Source organism: Pseudomonas sp. FEN (genome assembly GCF_904067045.1).
Lineage (GTDB): Bacteria > Pseudomonadota > Gammaproteobacteria > Pseudomonadales > Pseudomonadaceae > Aquipseudomonas.
Genome location: NZ_CAJFDC010000012.1, coordinates 273,508 through 289,457 on the forward strand (window position 1 = coordinate 273,508; position 15,950 = coordinate 289,457).

Sequence of the window (15,950 nt, forward strand, 5' to 3'; positions counted from 1 at the left end):
CGCCAAAAAACACCAGGCTCGCGCCCAGGAAAATCAGGTCGTACATGCTCGGTTTCCTTGTTCGATACGGTCCTGGCGGACCGCACAAAATGCCTGCATCCAGGCATGCGGAGGGATCAGAAATCTTCTGCCCGGATCAGCGCGTAGCCCAGGTAGACGAACAGGCCGGCCGCGCCCAGCCCGCTGATCAGGTAGATGAGTTTGAGTGTCAACACAGGTGTCCCCTTGCGAAGTCGGCCGGCTCGCTCAAGCGCACACAGCAGCGCCGCAAGCCAGAGGCAAGGGTACGGATGGGGGTATTAAGGTCGGACACTGATTGGTGGGAGGGACATTAAGATGGCGTATAGAACACCGCCCCTCCCACCGAAGGGAAAAGTACTCAGGTGAAGGATCAGACCTTGATCGGCAACCAGATCTCCACCGTACCGGTGCCTTTCCCTGGATTGAAATCGGCGCTGTAGCGCTCGAATTCAGGCGCATCGGCCGCCTGGTAGCCGGATTGCGGCAGCCAGTTGTTCCAGATGGCCTCGAAGGTCTGTTTGAGGGTCTTGAGGGAGCCCTGGTGTTCAAAGACCGCATAGTGCTGGTCCTGCAACTCCACCCAGCGGTACAGCTCGGGCAGGTCGTCCAGCTTGCTGATCTGCACCCCGGCGATGTACTCGAAGCCGCCCCGGCCATCCGGATTGCAGCAGATACCGTACGTCACTTCACCCACTTGGCCGGGGACATTTCCGATGTGCGGCACAAAGGCGTCCCACAGATCAGGAATGGCACTCGATGTCTCGGCGGTAAAACGCGCGCCCAGGCCGGCGATCAATTGAAAATGGCCATGCTCGAAGCGTGGCGTCGGCAAGGTAGGCGTGTAGCCAAGGTTAGGTGCTGCGTCCATGGGTGCAAAACTCCATATGGGGAACGACTCCAGAAAGCAGTATAGAAGCAAATAATCGTGTCGTTTGAGCTACCTGGCCACTGCCGCCGTCAGAAATATTTTCCGCGCCGCATCTGGACAGATGGCCAGCATCACCCTTATTGTCTGCCCCGCAGGCCACCGCAGTGGCCAACGTCGCTCGGACGGTTCCGGGCGCTTACGTGTCAGAGGTTTACATGGCCGACCAAGGTTCGCCGCGCCGCTTTGCGCGCATCGATCGACTCCCCCCTTACGTATTCAATATCACTGCCGAACTGAAGATGGCCGCCCGTCGTCGTGGCGAAGACATCATCGACTTGAGCATGGGTAACCCCGACGGCGCCACTCCGCCGCATATCGTCGAAAAACTGGTCACCGTCGCCCAGCGCGAAGACACCCACGGTTATTCCACGTCCAAGGGCATCCCACGGCTGCGTCGGGCCATTTCCCGTTGGTACAAGGATCGCTATCAGGTCGATATCGACCCGGAAACCGAAGCCATTGTCACCATCGGTTCGAAAGAGGGCCTGGCCCACCTGATGCTCGCCACCCTCGACCAGGGTGACACGGTGCTGGTGCCCAACCCCAGTTACCCGATCCACATCTACGGCGCGGTGATCGCCGGCGCCCAGGTCCGTTCGGTGCCACTGGTACCGGGCGTGGACTTCTTCGCCGAATTGGAACGGGCCATCCGCGGCTCGATCCCCAAGCCGAAGATGATGATTCTCGGTTTCCCCTCGAACCCCACCGCGCAATGCGTGGAACTGGATTTCTTCGAACGGGTGATCGCCCTGGCCAAGCAGTACGACGTGCTGGTGATCCACGACCTGGCCTACGCCGACATCGTCTACGACGGCTGGAAAGCCCCGTCGATCATGCAAGTGCCGGGAGCCAAGGACATCGCGGTGGAGTTTTTCACCCTGTCCAAGAGCTACAACATGGCTGGTTGGCGTATCGGCTTCATGGTCGGCAACGCGGAACTGGTCAACGCCCTGGCGCGGATCAAGAGCTACCACGACTACGGCACCTTTACCCCGTTGCAGGTAGCGGCCATCGCCGCGCTGGAAGGCGACCAGCAGTGTGTCAAGGACATCGCCGAACAGTATCGCCAACGGCGCAACGTGCTGGTCAAGGGCTTGCACGAGCTGGGCTGGATGGTCGAAAACCCCAAGGCATCGATGTACGTCTGGGCGAAGATTCCCGAGGTCTATGCGCACATGGGCTCGTTGGAGTTCGCCAAGAAACTGCTGGCCGAAGCCAAGGTCTGTGTCTCGCCGGGGGTCGGCTTTGGCGAGTACGGTGACGACCATGTGCGTTTCGCCCTGATTGAAAACCAGGACCGTATTCGCCAGGCCGTACGTGGGATTCGTGGGATGTTCCGCGCTGATGGCCTGCTGAAGAAAGCCACTGCGGAGTAACCTGCGTGGCAAGCAGGCTTGCCACATGATCGGGGTCGACACCTGCCACGGGTGTCGGCCCCGCGTGCTTTAGACCACCAGCGACAACAACAAGATAAACACCAGCCCCACCACCGACAGAATGGTCTCCATGGCCGTCCAGGTCTTGAACGTCTCGGCCACGGTCATATTGAAGTACTGCTTGACCAGCCAGAACCCGGCATCGTTGACGTGCGACAGGATCAACGAGCCCGCCCCCGTCGCCAACACCAGCAACTCGCGATTCACGCCCGGAATCAGGTCCACCACCGGCATCACGATGCCCGCTCCAGTAATGGTCGCCACCGTCGCCGAGCCCGTGGCCACGCGGATCACCGCCGCCACCAGCCACGCCAGCAGGATCGGCGAAATCTGTGCATTCACGGCAATATGCCCGATTACGTCGCCCACGCCGCTGGTCACCAGCATCTGCTTGAAGCCACCGCCGGCACCGATGATCAGGATGATCGCCGCGGTCGGCGCCAGGCTGGCATCCAGCAGCTTGAGAATACGCTTGGAATCCATGCCCTGGCGCTTGCCGAAGGTGTACAGCGCCAATAACAGGGCCAGCAGCAAGGCGCTGATCGGGTGACCGATCATGTCCATCCAGATACGGAAGAAGTGCCCGTCCGGCAAGGCAATGTCGGCGAAGGTCTTGAGCAGCATCAGGAACACCGGCAGCAGCACGGTGACCAGCGTCACGCCGAAACTCGGCAGGGCCGCCACTTGCGGCTCACGGGCCAACTGATCCACCAGTTCCTGCGACGGATTGCCCGGGATGTACTTGGCAATGAAGGTGCCATAGATCGGCCCGGCGATGATGGCGGTCGGCAGCGCGACGATCAGGCCGTAGAAAATGGTTTTGCCGATATCGGCGTTGAACACGCCGATGGCCAACAGCGGCCCCGGATGCGGCGGCACCAGGCCGTGCACCGCCGAGAGCCCGGCCAGCAGCGGAATGCCGATCTTGATCAACGGCACGCCGGTACGCCGCGCGACAATGAACACCAGCGGAATCAGCAGCACGAAGCCGATCTCGAAGAACAGCGGAATGCCCACCAGGAACGCCGAGCACATCATCGCCCACTGCACCCGTTCCTTGCCAAAGGCGCGAATCAGGGTCTGGGCGATCTGATCGGCACCGCCGGAATCGGACATCATCTTGCCGAGCATGGTCCCCAGCGCCAGGATGATCCCGACAAAGCCCAGTACGCCGCCGAAACCATCCTGGAACGCCTTGATGATCTTGTCCGCGGGCATGCCCGAGGTCAGGCCGAGAAATGCCGAGGCAATGATCAGCCCGACAAAAGGGTGAATCTTGAAGCGGGTGATCAATACGATCAGCCCGATAATCGTGACCACTGCATCGAGCAACAGATAGGTCTCGTGGGACAGTCCGAACATAAGGTGTCTCCTGCTTGTTGTTGTTATACGCTGCGTTGTTTGACGATAGCCGATTGGGACAGCGCTATCTCTTCGGGGTGGAAATCAGGCCGAGCGTTCCAGTCCGTGTGCCTGCCACCAGTGATGGGCCGCCTGCGCCAAGCGTTCGACGCTCTGGCTGGAGGCATCCAGGGCCAGGGTCAGGGGCTCGCCAACCGGCGATTCAAGGGTGGCGAACTGGCTGTCGATCAGGGTCGAGGGCATGAAGTGCCCGGGACGATGAGCCACCCGCTCGGCGGCGACTTCACGGCTCAGTTCAAGAAATACGAAACCCAGCCCCGGAGCGGCGCGGCGCAGGCGTTCGCGGTAGCTGTGCTTGAGCGCCGAACAGGTCAGCACCGGATGCTGGCCTGTGGCAAGGACCCGACGCAACTCGTCGCACAGGCTGTCAAGCCAGCCGGCACGGTCGTCATCGGTCAGGGGAATGCCGGCACTCATCTTGGCGATATTGGCGGCGGGATGAAAACTGTCGCCTTCGATCTGGGTCGCGCCGTTGAGCCGGCACAGGGCCTCGCCCACACTGGACTTGCCGCAACCGGAGACGCCCATGATGACCAGGGCAGTGATGGGTTGACTCATGTAACACCTCGCACGAAGACAGCGCTGTCTTTGTCAGAGCTTTCAGGGTCAGGAAAGCAAAGCACAAAACGCAAACTGCCGACGCGTTCTTGTCATTTTTATGGGGTGGCGCGCTAAACATTCACGACAGCATCCGGCGCGATCAGACCGACCACGCTCAGACAATTGCAGGCTCGTCGAGACAGCGCTACCTTAGTGCCTTGAATATTGTTTGGCAAGCCATCCGATGAACCCCACCAAGAACGACAAGAATACCCGTACCACGGGACGTCCCACCCTCAGCGAAGTCGCGCGCCTGGCCGGCGTCAGTCCCATCACCGCGTCGCGGGCCCTGCGCGGCATCAGCAGCGTGGCCACGGAACTGGTGGAAAAGGTCCAACGGGCGGCGGAAGAACTGAACTACGTGGTCAATCCGGCCGCCCGCGCCCTGGCCTCGGCCCAGAGCCATTCGGTGGTGGTATTGGTACCGTCGCTGTCCAACCTGCTGTTCATCGACACCCTCGAAGCCATTCACTCGGTACTGCGGCCCCGTGGCTTCGAAGTGCTGATCGGCAACTATCACTATTCTCGCGACGAAGAAGAAAACCTCCTGCGCAACTACCTGGCCTATCAGCCACGGGGTCTGTTGCTGACCGGCTTCGACCGTTCGGAAAGCGCGCGACGAATGATCGAGGCGAGCAACGTGCCCTGCGTCTACATGATGGACCTGGACCCCGGTGCCGGGGTGAACTGCGTCGGCTTCTCGCAACAGAGCGCCGGCGCCACGGCCGCCAAGCACCTGATCTCGCGAGGGTACAAGCACCTGGCCTATGTCGGTGCGCAGTTGGACCAGCGCACGCTGCTGCGCGGCGAAGGCTTTCGTCAGGCGCTGCAGGTGGCGGGACGCTACGACCCGGACCTGGAACTGCTGACCCCGCGCCCCTCGTCGGTGGGCCTGGGCGGCGAGCTGTTCCTGCAACTGATGCACAGCCATCCGCAGGTCGACGGGATCTTCTTCGGCAACGACGACCTGGCCCAGGGCGCCTTGCTGGAGGCCATGCGTTGCGGCATCAAGGTACCGGAACAGGTCGCGGTGGTGGGCTTCAACGACCTGCCCGGTTCGGCCTTCATGGTGCCGCGCCTGAGCAGCATCCGCACGCCCCGGGAGGCCATCGGCCGGCGGGCGGCGGAGCAGCTGCTGAACTTGATGGCCGGTAACCCGGTTGCCCAGCCGGTGCAGGACATGGGCTTTGAACTGATGGTGCGCGACAGCAGTTGAATCGTGGCAGGCCCCTGCCCGCGGGGGCATGATCAACCTCAGTCCTGATGGGGCCGGCGCTTTTCCCGGGCCAGCAACAATCCGGCAAACACCCCGATCCAGATCACCGAAGCCCCGTAGTTCAAGCGCTGGTACAGGCCGAAGCCCTCCCCTTCCGCCACTGCCAGCCCCATCAACGGCAGCGCCGCCAGGGCCACCAGCGTGCACGCCAGGGAAAACCAGGCAAAGGCTTTCGAACCCAGCAACCAGCCCGCGAGGTAGACCCACAACGCATTGGCGATCACCAGGGTCAGGAACATCACCAGGCCCGCGCTGTTATGCACGGTCTGACTGAAGGAGGGGTTCTGCGGTCCACAGCCCACGTCGCAGGAAAAGTAACCGGTAAACAGGCTGGCAATGCCGTGCAGCGCAATCAGCACGCCACTGATCTGGGCCAGGCCGCGGCCTTCGAAACAAGCGAAGACCGTCACGCCGAAGGCAAAGAACAACAGTCCCAGCGGCAGGTTGTTGATCAGCGGCGACAATTCGTGGGTCGGTGCGCCCAGCGCGCCCAGTTCACTCATGGCCTGGTTGAGATGGCTGTAGCCCGGATACAGGGCCCCGACCAGGGCCACCCCGATGAGCAACCAGAATGGCGTCAACAACCCGGCCACGCAGCCGAATTTAAGCAATGCCTTTTGCATCTAGCGGGGACCTCTGAGCGGTAGATAAAAGCAACAGGCCACTATCGTAAAACGTCACGTGAACCTCGGGCCAGCCTTTTGTCAGCCAGACAGACTGATGGCCATGGTCTACCTTGAAGTGTCACGGGCAATTCATTTGATAGTCATAAAAATTATACGGAAGTCGGAATGAACCCACTCAAGGTATTGCTGACCGGTGCCTGCGGTCGCATCGGCAAGACGTTTTTCCAGGCCATGCAACACCGCTACGATTTTGTCCTCGCCGATCGCCATCAACCGGACTTTGCCATTGGCGAGCACCGCTTCATCCGCCTGGACATGGCCGACAAGGAAGAGTTGACGGCCCTGGTCGATGGTATCGAGGTGGTGGTGCACCTGGCGGGTATTCCTTTTGCCGATTCATCCTTCGAAGAACTGCTGCCGAACAATATCCTCGCCACCACTTACCTGCTGGAGGCGGCCGCGAACGCACGATGCAAGCGCGTGGTGTTCGCCAGCAGCGCCCAGGCCATCGAGGGTTATCCGGTGGACCGGCAGATCACCCCGGGCATGCCGGTAATGCCGGTCAATTTATTCGGCGTGAGCAAATGCTACGGCGAAGCGCTCTGTGCGTTTTACTCGGCCCAGCGCGGGCTATCCTGCATTGTCTTGCGCATCGGCGCCTTCAAGTTCCCCGACGATCACGACCTGCGCGGCACGCCGGACCTGAGCACCTGGCTCAGCCCGCGCGACGCCGTGCAGTTGTTGCAACGGGCGATCGAGGTCGAAGGCGTGCAGCACCTGGTGGCCTACGGGATCTCCAACAACCGCTACAAGCGCCTGGACCTGAGCGAGACCATCCGGGTACTGGGTTATCACCCCATGGACGATGCCTCCCGGGAGTTCGGGCTGCCGCTTCACTGAAGCCGGAAGCGCACTGCCGGGAGCGGCAATCAATGCGGCAAGGCCCCTCCGCTTGCCGCGGCGTTTTTGCCCGGTTTGTATCCACCAGGCCTTGATAAACCTGGACTTGTACCAACAGGCATACAAATTGCTCGCATTGGCCTTGTACTCACACTCAGGTGTTTATCCCATGTTGGTCAATGCCCGTCAGACCCCAGTGATCCAGCCCAGCCATCGCGCGGACCTGGATCCGACTACCGCCGCCGCCAACGCGCTGTCCAGCGGCTTTATCCAGAATGCCCAGGCGGCCGCCACCGCCACTACCGCACCCGGCACGCAGAACGCCGCCGACCAGATCGCCGACAACGTCAATGCGGCCTTTGCCAAGACCCGCGTGCATCTGCAGGCCGCGGTACCGACGGTCGCGCTCCCGGCGACCCTGACCGCCACGGCACCGACGACCCGCACCGCCCCCGCCGCCGTGGCGAGCAACGACAGCGGTGCGACGAAGGAATTCAAGGACTACATGAGCAAGCCGGTGGCCCAGCGCATCCGTGAGCAACTGCTCAAGGAACAGGGACTGACCGAGGACAGCCTGAAAAGCCTGTCGCCGGAAAAACAGAAAGGCATCGAAGACCAGATCGCCGAACGCATCAAGCAAGAGTTCAATGCGCAGACCGCGGACAACAAGGCCAACCCTGTCGACCAGCAGGTTGCCGGGGCCTTTCTGGCCACGAAGTAAACCGATCGGTAGGGGCCCCGACAAACCGCGCAACCCTGTGGCAGCCGGATTTACCGGAACGCCGGACCGCCGCGAAGAGGCCCTCAACAGCGGCAAAAGCTTCGCGGCGGTGCGGCGATCCGACAAGCACCGCTCCCACAGGTACTCCGTCGTATGCCGGCTATCTGTTTGACGCGGGAATTGTGGGCCGGCTTGCCGCGTCAGCATTGACGCCCATCACCGACCCGCCGGCAGCTGACAACAAGCGTTGGCTCAGCGCAACATCTCGAACAAGGCCCGCACCGCCGCCGAACGAGCCCCCGCCGCTGACGCGAGCAAGCCGAAACGCCGCTCGATCGTCACCTCCAGGCGCAGTACCCGCAAGCCTTTGCGCTCGCCGGGCAGGGCCAGTTCGGGGACCAGTGTCACGCCGAGGTTTTCCCGCACCAGGGCATAGGCGCTGTTCCACTCGCGGACCTCGACCCGTATGTCCTGAAGCGACAGACCGATTTCCGCGGCGATGCTGCGGGCATTGACCGTGCAACCGCCGGTCGCCAGCACAAAGGGTTCGGCGACCAGCTCGGCCAGGCTCACGTGGCCATCGACCCCCCTGGCGGCCAGGCGGTGACCGATGGGGACCACCGCCACCCAGGTATCACGCCCCAGCTCCAGGGCACCGCACTTCACATCGGGGTTGAGTACCACGCCGACATCCACGGTGTCATTGGCGAGCATGCTTTGCACCTCATGGTCGCTGACTTCCAGCGCCACCACCTCGATACCGGGATGACGCTGGCGGAATTGACGCAGCAACGGTGGCAGCAAGGTGCTCAGGACCATGGGGAAACTCGCCAGGCGAATACTGCCCCCCACCAATCCCTTGTCGCTGTCGACCTGCTCACGGATGGTTTCCAGGGCGGCGAGCATCACTCGCGCCTGTTCGAGTACCCGTATGCCGATGGCGGTGGGTAATGACTGGCGGGCGTGGCGAGTGAACAACTGGACGCCTAGCGTCTGCTCCATCGCCGCCAGCGCCTGGCTGGCTGCCGATTGCGTCATTCCAACCCGTTCGGCGGCGCGGGTCAGGGTGCCGGTATCCAGCACCGCCACCAGCAGGCGCCAATGCAGCAGATTCATCATGGGAGTAGCTGACCTTATGGATACTTTCTGAATGATTAATTTTACCCAGGTCAGGGTTGAATACGACACTGCCACTGGCCAAGGCCGTCAAGGCCGAACACAGTTCTTACCCAGGGAGTCTCATTGTCATGAAGCTGTACTACGTCCCAAACACCTGCTCGCTGTCCCCGCATATCGTCCTGCGTGAACTGGGCCTGCCCTTCGAACTGGTACGGGTCGACAACCAGAGCAAAATCACCGAACACGGTGAGGACTTTCTCAAGATCAATCCCAAGGGTTATGTGGCGGCGCTGCAGTTGGACGATGGCCGGGTGCTCAGCGAAGGCGCGGCCATCGTGCAGTTTCTCGCCGACCTCAAGCCCGAGGTCGGGCTGGCGCCAGCCAATGGCAGTTGGGAACGCTCGCGTCTGCAGGAAATGCTGAATTTCATCTCCGGCGAGGTGCACGGCGGGATGGGACCGTTGTTCAACCGTGCAATACCGGATGAGGTGAAAGCGATTTTCCGGGACAAGTTGTACAAACGATTCGCCCTGCTGAGCAACACCCTGGAACAGCAGGACTACTTGCTGGGCGAATACTTCAGCGTGGCCGACGCCTACCTGTTCAGCGTGCTGCGCTGGACCGCCTTCCTTGACCTGGACCTGGGGCCGTGGCCAGCACTGGAACGTTTCATGGCGCGCATCGATCAGCGTCCGGCAGTGATTGCCGCGTTGGCGGCGGAACGAGTGGCCTGAGGTCCTGACCTTCACGCAGCACCTTGCAGGCACCGCTGCCCTTTCCTTCACCAGAGCGGCGCGCCAACGACGCGTCGAGGGGCGAGCGGCCATCGCGTAAGAGCAGGCGGCAGCGCGTGCGGCAAAATCCTCAATGACCGAACACATCCACCTTCTTGGCTTTCTTGGCCGCACGCTTTTCGTCGGCGCTCTTGGCGGGTTTCTTCTTGGCGGCTTTCTTTGAATCCATGCCCTTGCTCATGATACGTACTCCAAGTGGATGTAGACTCAGGTATACACCCATCCGGCCACTTCGGCTCTCTTATAATCCCGCGCCAGCCCCCTCCAGTGATGAATTCCATGCCCTCTCCCGACTACGCACGATTGCCGGAAACACTGCGACCGCTGCTGAACAAGTTCTACCGCGCGCACAATTCGCCGATGCGTGCAGCCAGCGACGGACAACTGTGGGTGGTCCGGCAAGGGGAGATCATCGGTGGCCTCTCGCTGACACCCGTTGCCCAGGGACATTGGCTCACCGGACTGTTCGTCGCCCCGCCACGGCGCGGCCAGGGCATTGCCGCGCAGTTGTTGCAACAGGCCCTCGGCGACTGCAATGGCCCGGTCTGGCTGTTCTGCCATCCCGACCTGCGCGGCTTCTATGAACGCCAGGGCTTCCACAACGACCCGGCCCTGCCGCAGCCACTGGCAGAGCGCCTGGCCCGCTACTCGCGCAGCAAACCGATGATCGCCCTGGGTATAGAACCGTTGGTGAGGTCGACTGCGCAAAATGTGTGATGGGCGGTGCATTTGCCCGTGCTAGCCTCGAACCCACACCCGTTTTTACCAGGATGATCATGAAACGCACGCTCGTGGCTTTATCCTTGACCGCCCTTCTCGCCCCCCTCGCCGGCCAGGCCGCCACCGCCAGCAGCGCCATCACCGATGCGCAATACGCCAAGGTCCTGGCAGGACCGTGGCGGGCGCCGGAAAACAGTGTCCGCGACGGCTACCGCCATCCCCGGCAGACCTTGCAGTTCTTCGGCTTGCAGGCCAACCAGACGGTGATCGAGATCACCCCCGGCGCTGGCTGGTACAGCGAGGTACTCGCACCGCTGCTCAAGGACCACGGGCACTACATCGCCGCCGTGCAAGCACCCACGACCAGTGAGTTCGCCAAGCGCTCGGCCCACAACCTGAAGCAGAAATTCGCCAAGGACCCGAGCCACTACGCCAAGGCCGGCGTGGTCGAGTTCGATCCCCAGGCACCCGTGTTCGGCAAGCCCGGTTCGGCCGATCGGGTACTGACCTTCCGCAATGTGCACAACTGGGTCATGGCCGATGACGCCCCGGCGATGTTCAGCGCCTTCTTCAAGGTACTGAAACCAGGCGGCGTGCTCGGTGTGGTGGATCACCGGGCCAAGGACGGCGCCGACCTGACCAGCATCAAGCAAAGCGGCTATCTGCCCACCGCCTATGTGGTGAAACTGGCCACCGATGCTGGGTTTACCCTGGAAGGGCAAAGCGAAATCAACGCCAATCCCAAGGACACCAAAGACTACCCTGGTGGCGTCTGGACCCTGCCGCCATCGCTGAAACTGGGTGACCAGGACCGAGCCAAGTATGTCGCCATCGGTGAATCAGACCGCCTGACCCTGCGTTTCGTCAAACCCGGCAAGGTGGCGGCCGAATAACAACGGCGGGGCGCCTCGGCGCTCAGTCGTCCGTCGCCGGATCCAGGTCGGGGAACAGCACCTCGGTGAAACCGAATTTACTGAAGTCGCTGATCCGCGACGGGTACAGGCGCCCGATCAGGTGGTCGCATTCATGCTGCACCACGCGGGCGTGGAAGCCCTCGGCGAACCGCACCAGCGGTTCGCCATTGGGCGTGAAGCCTTCGTAGCGGATCCGCGAATAGCGCTGCACCGCGCCACGCAGGCCCGGCACCGAGAGGCAGCCTTCCCAGCCTTCTTCCAATTCCGGCCCCAGGGGCGTGATCAGCGGGTTGATGAGGATGGTCTGCGGCACCGCCTCGGCGTCCGGGTAGCGCTCGCTGTGCTCGAAACCGAAGATCACCAGTTGCAGGTCGACGCCGATCTGCGGCGCGGCCAAACCGACGCCACCGACGTGCTCCATGGTCTGGAACATATCGTCGATCAGGTCCCACAACTCCTGGCTATTGAACAGTTCCGCCGGTACCGGCGGGGCAATGCGCAGCAGGCGCTCATCGCCCATTTTCAGGATTTCACGAATCATGATCAGGCTTCATCAGTAGTCGGTTTGAGGGAATGGTCCCGCCCCAGCCCGGAAACAGGCATGGTGTTGTCGTGCTCGTGGAAGCCCTTTTCGCCAGGATGCTTGCCTTCGGACGACATGTGATCGATCACCGCATTCATTTCCGCCCCCAGCAACAGCACCGCCGCGGAGATATAGAAGTACAGCAGCAGCACAATGATCGCGCCGATACTGCCATACATCGCATTGTAATCGGCGAAGGTTTTCACGTAATAGCCAAAACCCAGGGAGGCGACGATCCAGACCACCACCGCCAGCACGGAGCCCGGGGTGATAAAGCGGAATTTCTGCTTCACGTCCGGCATCACGTAGTACATCAAGGCCACGGCGAACATCAGCAGCAGGACCACCACCGGCCAACGCAGCCAGGTCCAGAGGGTGACGACGTACTCCTCCATGCCGATCTGCCCCGCCAGCCAGCTCATCACCTGCGGCCCGAGCACCATCAGCGCGGCGGCGGCCAGCAGCATGACGGCGATGCCAACGGTATAGAAGATCGACAGCGGGAAGCGCTTCCAGATCGGTCGCTCCTCGACCACGTCGTAGGCGGCGTTCATCGCGCTCATCATCAGCCGCACGCCGGCCGAGGCGGTCCACAGGGCAATGACGATACCCACCGAAAGCAGGCCGCCCTTGGATTGCTGCAACTGGTCGATCACCGGGTTGACCTGGTCCAGTGCCTGGGGCGGCAACACCAGCTCCGATTGCATGCGCAGCCAGGTGAAAAAATCCGGCAGGTGCAGGAAACCGATCAGGGCGATCAGGAACAACAGGAAGGGAAACAGCGAAAACAGCATCTGGTAGGCCAATGCCGAGGCATAGGTCGACATTTCGTCGGCGACGAATTCAGTGATCGTGCGCATCATCACGCGGTGCAGGGGCAGGTCGCGCAACTCGGGGAAAATCATAGCGTCTCCTTTCGCCGCAAATAAAGGTAGCGAGTCAAGGCGACTCAAAAGGGTTGTCCAACAACGGTCTTTCTATCGCAAAGCAGCGCCGTTGGCGACCCTCAAAGCATTTCTCGATCTTGACCAGTGTAGCCGCCACGCGAAAACGGCCATCCGGAGGATGGCCGCTGTATCCATTCCCCCAGGGTCAGGCTCGGTCGACGCCTTTCTTGATCGCATCCTTGGTTTTGCCTACCGCCTTCTGTACTTCCCCCTTGAGTTCCTGGGCCTTGCCTTCGGCGCGCAACTGGTTGTTGCCGGTGGCCTTGCCGACGGCTTGCTTGACGTTACCCACCGCTTCGTTCGCCGTGCCTTTGATTTTATCGCTGGTGCTGCTCATGATATTTCTCCAATAAGAAATGCCGGTGTCATGTCTCGACATATGGTGGACCCGGGGCCTGCGCGCGGAGTTTCATTTTTTTTCAGATCGCGTTTACGTGCGGCTTTTTATCGAAGAACTCAGGTTGGGCTTTATGTTTGCCCGCCAACCCCTGAGAATGCGCGCCAGATTCAGGCTGTGGCGCTGAAGATCGATAACGGTAGGAAAGTCATGAAACTCGATAAAAAGCAGGCCATCGCCCGCCGCAACCAGGAACTGGGCGGCGCGGTGCTGGGCATCAACAACTGTCATTTCACCGAACTGAACCGCAACAAGAACATCTGGTGGTTCGATATCCCGGTGGCTCGCCTGGCGATCGGCCAGTACGAATGGGTGCATCTATTGCTGCACACGCCGAGCACCGACCAGTTGCTGCACCTGAAGGTAACGACGGCGTTCCTGCGCGAAAAAATGGAAGGCCTGGTAGTGCGCAACGCCGGCAAACGCCGACCGACCCTGAGCCTGGAACTGAGCGCCGACAAGGACTCGTTCCTCAAGGACGTGCGCCCGGCCGGCACCGGCGTGGACTTCGCACAGTTCCAGCAGCCCTGAATGTGGCGAGCGGGCTTGCCCGCGTTTGACTGCGAAGCCGTCGTAAAACCTTTGAGCGCGTTCTACCCGCCACCATGAGGTCACTGATTTCAGGGGCGCTTCGCGCCCCAGCGCGGGCAAGCCCGCTCGCCACAAATCTCGGTCAGACTTGAGATTGTCAGTAACTGAGTGACATTCGAACTCACCACGGATTTTGCGAAAATCAGACCTTTATAAACGACAAAGCCCCGCATGGCGGGGCTTTGTCGTTTCAGCGGCTCAGGCGATTTTCTTCAGGCCCAGCTTCTGCAGCTCCGCATCGCGCAGCTCGCGGCGCAGGATCTTGCCGACGTTGGTGGTCGGCAACGCATCGCGGAATTCGACGAACTTGGGCACCTTGTAGCCGGTGACATTGGCGCGCATGTGTTCCATCACCTGTTCCTTGGTCAGGGTCACGCCCGGCTTGGCGACGATGAAGATCTTGATCACTTCCCCGGACCTCTCGTCCGGCACACCGATGGCCGCGCATTGCAGCACGCCCGGCAAGGTCGCCAGCACGTCCTCCAGTTCGTTCGGGTAGACGTTGAAACCCGACACCAGGATCATGTCCTTCTTGCGGTCGACAATCCGCATGTAGCCATCCGGCTGGATGATCGCGATATCGCCGGTCTTCAACCAGCCTTCGCTGTCGAGGATCTCGTCGGTGGCGTCCTGGCGCTGCCAGTAGCCCTTCATCACCTGCGGGCCCTTGATGCACAACTCGCCGATCTCGCCCAGGGCCTGTTCTTCCCCGGCATCGTTGACCACCTTGCACAGGGTCGAAGGCACCGGAATACCGATGGTGCCGATCTGGATGCTCTGGCTCGGATTCACCGTCGCCACCGGACTGGTTTCGGTCATGCCATAACCTTCGCAGATGGCACAGCCGGTGACCGCCTTCCAACGTTCGGCCGCAGCCAGTTGCAGGGCCATGCCGCCGGACAGGGTGACCTTGAGCGCGGAGAAGTCCAGCTTGCGGAACCCCTCGTTGTTGCACAGCGCGACGAACAGGGTGTTCAGGCCGACAAAGCCGCTGAACTTCCACTTCGACAGTTCCTTGACCATCGCCGGCAAGTCCCGCGGGTTGCTGATCAGGATATTGTGGTTGCCGATCAACATCATCGCCATGCAATGAAAGGTGAAGGCATAGATATGGTAAAGCGGCAGCGGGGTAATGACGATCTCGCACCCCTCATTGAGGTTCGAGCCCATCAGCGCCTTGCACTGCAGCATGTTCGCCACCAGGTTGCGGTGGGTCAGCATCGCGCCCTTGGCCACGCCCGTGGTGCCGCCGGTGTATTGCAACACGGCGACATCGCCGCTGGACGGGTTGGCTTCCTTGACCGACTGGCCACGGCCCTTGCTCAGCACGTCGTTGAACTTGACGGCCTTGGGCAGGTGATAGGCCGGGACCATCTTCTTCACGTACTTGATGACACTGTTGATCAGCAGGCGCTTGAGCGGCGGCAACAGGTCGGCGACTTCGGTGACGATCACGTGCTTGACCCCAGTCTTGGGCAGCACGGTTTCGGCCAGGTGCGCCATGTTCGCCAGGCAGACCAGGGCCTTGGCGCCAGAGTCGTTGAACTGGTGCTCCATTTCCCGCGCGGTGTACAGCGGGTTGGTGTTGACCACGATCAGCCCGGCGCGAATAGCCCCGAAGACCGCGACCGGGTATTGCAGCACGTTCGGCAACTGCACGGCGATACGATCGCCCGGTTGCAGGTCGGTGTGCTGTTGCAGGTAAGCGGCAAAGGCACCCGACAGTTCATACAGCTCACCATAGGTGAGTGTCTTGCCGAGGTTGCTGAAGGCCGGCTTGCTGGCGAATCGTTGGCAAGACTGCTTCAATACCGTCTGAACATTCGGGTACTCGTCAGGATTGATCTCGGCAGCAATCCCAGCCGGGTACTTATCCTTCCAAAAGTCTTCGATCATGGAAGCCTACTCCTCAGCAACGCGAATTCAGCACCGCATTTGATGCGATTATTATTTAT

The 15,950-nt window shown here is 61.3% G+C and carries 18 protein-coding genes; 8 read left to right on the plus strand and 10 right to left on the minus strand.

From position 1 onward, the window contains the following. Positions 1-116: 116 nt before the first annotated feature. Positions 117-215: a K(+)-transporting ATPase subunit F gene (gene kdpF / locus PFEN_RS13410; protein ID WP_100944121.1), complete on the minus strand. Its 99-nt coding sequence runs from the start codon at positions 213-215 to the stop codon at positions 117-119. Positions 216-391: 176 nt separating this feature from the next. Further along, complete coding sequence (locus tag PFEN_RS13415) at positions 392-889, minus strand: GyrI-like domain-containing protein (protein ID WP_191487298.1); 498 nt, start codon at positions 887-889, stop codon at positions 392-394. 215 nt (positions 890-1,104) lie between these two features. On the opposite strand from PFEN_RS13415, the gene alaC reads away from it, so the two are divergent. Continuing rightward, entirely contained in the window at positions 1,105-2,325 is a 1,221-nt protein-coding gene (gene alaC, locus PFEN_RS13420) for an alanine transaminase (protein WP_191487299.1), read from the plus strand. A 69-nt stretch (positions 2,326-2,394) separates the two neighbouring features. On the opposite strand, the gene PFEN_RS13425 is transcribed toward alaC, so the two are convergent. Next, positions 2,395-3,747, minus strand: coding sequence for a GntP family permease (locus PFEN_RS13425; RefSeq protein ID WP_191487300.1), 1,353 nt, complete (start codon positions 3,745-3,747; stop codon positions 2,395-2,397). A gap of 84 nt (positions 3,748-3,831) precedes the next feature. Further along, complete coding sequence (locus tag PFEN_RS13430; RefSeq protein ID WP_191487301.1) at positions 3,832-4,365, minus strand: gluconokinase; 534 nt, start codon at positions 4,363-4,365, stop codon at positions 3,832-3,834. A gap of 226 nt (positions 4,366-4,591) precedes the next feature. Here PFEN_RS13430 and PFEN_RS13435 point away from each other — a divergent pair, with 226 nt between their 5' ends. Further along, positions 4,592-5,623: a LacI family DNA-binding transcriptional regulator gene (locus PFEN_RS13435; RefSeq protein WP_191487302.1), complete on the plus strand. Its 1,032-nt coding sequence runs from the start codon at positions 4,592-4,594 to the stop codon at positions 5,621-5,623. 38 nt (positions 5,624-5,661) lie between these two features. On the opposite strand, the gene PFEN_RS13440 is transcribed toward PFEN_RS13435, so the two are convergent. Then, a complete protein-coding gene (locus tag PFEN_RS13440; protein WP_191487303.1) occupies positions 5,662-6,306 on the minus strand; it encodes a DUF998 domain-containing protein in 645 nt (214 codons plus the stop codon). Between the two features lie 168 nt (positions 6,307-6,474). Between PFEN_RS13440 and PFEN_RS13445 the strand changes: the two genes are divergently transcribed. Beyond that, entirely contained in the window at positions 6,475-7,209 is a 735-nt protein-coding gene (locus tag PFEN_RS13445) for an NAD-dependent epimerase/dehydratase family protein (RefSeq protein WP_191487304.1), read from the plus strand. 169 nt (positions 7,210-7,378) lie between these two features. Next, positions 7,379-7,930: a hypothetical protein gene (locus PFEN_RS13450; protein ID WP_191487305.1), complete on the plus strand. Its 552-nt coding sequence runs from the start codon at positions 7,379-7,381 to the stop codon at positions 7,928-7,930. A gap of 252 nt (positions 7,931-8,182) precedes the next feature. Here the strand turns inward: PFEN_RS13450 and PFEN_RS13455 are convergent, their stop codons facing one another. Further along, positions 8,183-9,049, minus strand: coding sequence for a LysR family transcriptional regulator (locus PFEN_RS13455; protein WP_191487306.1), 867 nt, complete (start codon positions 9,047-9,049; stop codon positions 8,183-8,185). Between the two features lie 128 nt (positions 9,050-9,177). Between PFEN_RS13455 and gstA the strand changes: the two genes are divergently transcribed. The 3 genes from gstA (at position 9,178) to PFEN_RS13470 (ending at position 11,456) form a co-directional block, all read left to right on the plus strand. Further along, the gene (gene gstA / locus PFEN_RS13460; RefSeq protein ID WP_191487307.1) at positions 9,178-9,783 is read left to right on the plus strand and encodes a glutathione transferase GstA; all 606 of its coding nucleotides are present in this window, start codon (positions 9,178-9,180) and stop codon (positions 9,781-9,783) included. 339 nt (positions 9,784-10,122) lie between these two features. Then, positions 10,123-10,560 carry a GNAT family N-acetyltransferase gene (locus tag PFEN_RS13465; protein WP_191487308.1) on the plus strand — a complete coding sequence of 146 codons (438 nt, stop codon included), beginning with the start codon at positions 10,123-10,125 and terminating at the stop codon, positions 10,558-10,560. Between the two features lie 59 nt (positions 10,561-10,619). After that, positions 10,620-11,456: a class I SAM-dependent methyltransferase gene (locus tag PFEN_RS13470; protein WP_191487309.1), complete on the plus strand. Its 837-nt coding sequence runs from the start codon at positions 10,620-10,622 to the stop codon at positions 11,454-11,456. A gap of 22 nt (positions 11,457-11,478) precedes the next feature. Here the strand turns inward: PFEN_RS13470 and def are convergent, their stop codons facing one another. The 3 genes from def to PFEN_RS13485 all read right to left on the minus strand — a co-directional run bounded on the left by def (position 11,479) and on the right by PFEN_RS13485 (position 13,344). Further along, positions 11,479-12,018, minus strand: coding sequence for a peptide deformylase (gene def / locus PFEN_RS13475; protein ID WP_191487310.1), 540 nt, complete (start codon positions 12,016-12,018; stop codon positions 11,479-11,481). Positions 12,019-12,020: 2 nt separating this feature from the next. Then, a complete protein-coding gene (locus PFEN_RS13480; RefSeq protein WP_191487311.1) occupies positions 12,021-12,965 on the minus strand; it encodes a YihY/virulence factor BrkB family protein in 945 nt (314 codons plus the stop codon). 187 nt (positions 12,966-13,152) lie between these two features. After that, positions 13,153-13,344: a CsbD family protein gene (locus PFEN_RS13485; RefSeq protein ID WP_191487312.1), complete on the minus strand. Its 192-nt coding sequence runs from the start codon at positions 13,342-13,344 to the stop codon at positions 13,153-13,155. A 210-nt stretch (positions 13,345-13,554) separates the two neighbouring features. Here PFEN_RS13485 and PFEN_RS13490 point away from each other — a divergent pair, with 210 nt between their 5' ends. Beyond that, the gene (locus PFEN_RS13490; RefSeq protein WP_191487313.1) at positions 13,555-13,935 is read left to right on the plus strand and encodes a hypothetical protein; all 381 of its coding nucleotides are present in this window, start codon (positions 13,555-13,557) and stop codon (positions 13,933-13,935) included. 258 nt (positions 13,936-14,193) lie between these two features. Here PFEN_RS13490 and fadD1 read toward each other — a convergent pair whose 3' ends face one another. Then, a complete protein-coding gene (fadD1, locus tag PFEN_RS13495; protein ID WP_191487314.1) occupies positions 14,194-15,891 on the minus strand; it encodes a long-chain-fatty-acid--CoA ligase FadD1 in 1,698 nt (565 codons plus the stop codon). Positions 15,892-15,950 lie beyond the last annotated feature (59 nt).

Bases quoted from the DNA above. Each gene is read 5' to 3' on its own strand.
- PFEN_RS13480 (WP_191487311.1), bottom strand. From the start codon at position 12,965: ATGATTTTCCCCGAGTTGCGCGACCTGCCCCTGCACCGCGTGATGATG.
- PFEN_RS13435 (WP_191487302.1), top strand. From the start codon at position 4,592: ATGAACCCCACCAAGAACGACAAGAATACCCGTACCACGGGACGTCCC.
- fadD1 (WP_191487314.1), bottom strand. From the start codon at position 15,891: ATGATCGAAGACTTTTGGAAGGATAAGTACCCGGCTGGGATTGCTGCC.
- PFEN_RS13430 (WP_191487301.1), bottom strand. From the start codon at position 4,365: ATGAGTCAACCCATCACTGCCCTGGTCATCATGGGCGTCTCCGGTTGC.
- def (WP_191487310.1), bottom strand. From the start codon at position 12,018: ATGATTCGTGAAATCCTGAAAATGGGCGATGAGCGCCTGCTGCGCATT.
- PFEN_RS13485 (WP_191487312.1), bottom strand. From the start codon at position 13,344: ATGAGCAGCACCAGCGATAAAATCAAAGGCACGGCGAACGAAGCGGTG.
- PFEN_RS13445 (WP_191487304.1), top strand. From the start codon at position 6,475: ATGAACCCACTCAAGGTATTGCTGACCGGTGCCTGCGGTCGCATCGGC.
- PFEN_RS13425 (WP_191487300.1), bottom strand. From the start codon at position 3,747: ATGTTCGGACTGTCCCACGAGACCTATCTGTTGCTCGATGCAGTGGTC.
- PFEN_RS13470 (WP_191487309.1), top strand. From the start codon at position 10,620: ATGAAACGCACGCTCGTGGCTTTATCCTTGACCGCCCTTCTCGCCCCC.
- PFEN_RS13415 (WP_191487298.1), bottom strand. From the start codon at position 889: ATGGACGCAGCACCTAACCTTGGCTACACGCCTACCTTGCCGACGCCA.
- alaC (WP_191487299.1), top strand. From the start codon at position 1,105: ATGGCCGACCAAGGTTCGCCGCGCCGCTTTGCGCGCATCGATCGACTC.
- gstA (WP_191487307.1), top strand. From the start codon at position 9,178: ATGAAGCTGTACTACGTCCCAAACACCTGCTCGCTGTCCCCGCATATC.
- PFEN_RS13490 (WP_191487313.1), top strand. From the start codon at position 13,555: ATGAAACTCGATAAAAAGCAGGCCATCGCCCGCCGCAACCAGGAACTG.
- PFEN_RS13455 (WP_191487306.1), bottom strand. From the start codon at position 9,049: ATGATGAATCTGCTGCATTGGCGCCTGCTGGTGGCGGTGCTGGATACC.
- PFEN_RS13465 (WP_191487308.1), top strand. From the start codon at position 10,123: ATGCCCTCTCCCGACTACGCACGATTGCCGGAAACACTGCGACCGCTG.
- PFEN_RS13450 (WP_191487305.1), top strand. From the start codon at position 7,379: ATGTTGGTCAATGCCCGTCAGACCCCAGTGATCCAGCCCAGCCATCGC.
- PFEN_RS13440 (WP_191487303.1), bottom strand. From the start codon at position 6,306: ATGCAAAAGGCATTGCTTAAATTCGGCTGCGTGGCCGGGTTGTTGACG.